Raw genomic sequence first — 1,459 nt, 5'->3', positions numbered from 1 at the left:
GGCGGCATCACTGGCGCCGTAGTGAACCGGCCATTTTAATTGTCGCCGACCGGCCAAAATAATTGACGCGAGATAACCGCGATCCGTGGCGACGATCAGCTGTTGATGCGGCAATGTTTTCGCCGCCTGAATCAGTTGGCTGGTCGATCCCACCGCATCCGCCAACTCAACCACCGCCTGTGGCGATTCGGGATGCACCAGGATGGCCGCCTGCGGATAAAGCGCCTTCATGCGCCGCAGCGCCTGAGTCTTGAACTCGTCATGGACAATGCAGGCGCCTTGCCAGCACAGCACGTCGGCGCCGGTCTGCTTCTGCACGTAGCTGCCGAGATGGCGATCCGGCGCCCAGATGATCTTCTCGCCCAGGCTGTCCAGGTGCTCGATCAGCTCAACGGCGATGCTGGAAGTGACCACCCAGTCGGCGCGCGCTTTGACCGCCGCCGAGGTGTTCGCATAGACCACCACGGTACGATCGGGGTGGCTGTCGCAAAACGCATGAAACTCCTCTTCCGGGCAGCCCAGATCCAGCGAACATTCGGCAAACAGCGTCGGCATCAGCACCTGCTTTTCCGGGCTGAGGATCTTGGCGGTTTCCCCCATGAAGCGCACGCCGGCCACCAACAGCGTGGAAGCCGGATGGGCGCTGCCGAAGCGCGCCATTTCCAGCGAATCCGCCACGCAGCCGCCGGTTTCTTCCGCCAGCGCCTGGATTTCCGGATCGGTATAATAGTGGGCGACCATCACCGCATTGTGCTGCTTGAGCAGGGTTTTGATCTTTTCGCGATAAAAGGCTTTTTCGGCTACGTCCAGCGGAACCGGTTTAGGCGGGAAGGGATACACCGCCGCATTGACATCAAACATTTCACTCATCGCTGCAATCTCATGCTAGGCTGGGCGCCTGCCGCGTGAATATCGCCTGCCGCAACGCCCCTCGTTTTATATACTAAACAAAATACCTAAAACTGCGCGAAAAGTCCGCTGATATTTTCATATTTGCGCACCTATTGTTTAATGTATTAAAAAACACAGACAGTGGTTACACAGCTCACAGCGGAAAATGACCTGACGAGACCATATAGCCGTTCAGAGAACAGCGTGATGATCGGTGCGGTGTTGAAACGAGAAAGCACGAATGTAGGTGACGGTGCTGCAGATGCGAAAAAAGCGCCAAAAGGCGCTTTTCTCTGAATGGGTGGGTCGTGCAGGATTGATTCGGCCTGTGGCCTCACCCTGCGGGCAACGCTGCGCGTTGTCGTATCGCTGCGCGATGCTCGAACCTGAACGCAGGATCTCACCCGCACGACTCGGTGAACTCTGTTAGCAACAGGATAAAGCAGAGTCTGGTGGCGCAAATGCGAAAAAAGCGCCAAAAGGCGCTTTTTTCTGAATTGGTGGGTCGTGCAGGATTCGAACCTGCGACCAATTGATTAAAAGTCAACTGCTCTACCAACTGAGCTAA

The 1,459-nt window shown here is 56.3% G+C and carries 1 protein-coding gene and 1 other RNA gene; both read right to left on the bottom strand.

The window, feature by feature from the left end:
- A partial coding sequence (nadA, locus tag AC4PR2_RS28825; RefSeq protein ID WP_492176040.1) for a quinolinate synthase NadA occupies positions 1 to 870 on the bottom strand: 870 nt, incomplete at its 3' end.
- 320 nt (positions 871 to 1,190) lie between these two features.
- A non-coding RNA gene (locus AC4PR2_RS28820) (RtT sRNA) lies at positions 1,191 to 1,315 on the bottom strand.
- Positions 1,316 to 1,459: the final 144 nt, after the last annotated feature.

Source organism: Serratia sp. A07 (genome assembly GCF_058725505.1).
This window is presented reverse-complemented; position numbering and strand designations above follow the sequence as displayed.